Source organism: Pseudomonas onubensis (genome assembly GCF_965653655.1).
Classification (GTDB): domain Bacteria; phylum Pseudomonadota; class Gammaproteobacteria; order Pseudomonadales; family Pseudomonadaceae; genus Aquipseudomonas.
The window spans coordinates 1-455 of the sequence record NZ_CBFHAZ010000264.1 but is presented as its reverse complement, the minus strand read 5'-3'; the positions used below and the strand labels follow the sequence as shown (position 1 = coordinate 455).

Below are 455 nucleotides of genomic sequence, written 5' to 3'. Positions count from 1 at the left end.
CAATATTGGTGTCATCGTTCTTGCGGGAGCGGGAGATAAAGCATTCTGTTCAGGCGGAGACCAAAAAGTCCGCGGTCACGGCGGATATGTCGGAGACGATCAAATCCCGCGTCTGAATGTGCTTGATCTTCAGCGTTTGATCCGTGTGATTCCTAAACCGGTCGTAGCGATGGTATCAGGCTATGCCATCGGCGGAGGCCATGTGCTTCATATCGTCTGTGATTTAACGATTGCGGCCGATAACGCGATTTTCGGTCAAACCGGCCCGAAAGTGGGAAGCTTTGATGCCGGTTACGGCTCAGGTTACCTGGCGCGTATCGTCGGACATAAGAAAGCCCGTGAAATCTGGTACCTGTGCCGTCAATACAACGCGCAGGAAGCGCTCGACATGGGGCTTGTCAATACGGTTGTCCCATTAGAGAAACTTGAAGAGGAAACAATTAAATGGTGTGAAG

1 protein-coding gene is annotated in these 455 nt (G+C 51.4%); it reads left to right on the top strand.

Going from position 1 to position 455, the window contains the following annotated elements; translation table 11 throughout:
• The coding region (locus ACTD9P_RS29880) for an enoyl-CoA hydratase-related protein (protein ID WP_438870456.1) at nucleotides 1–455 on the top strand (455 nt) is incomplete at both ends.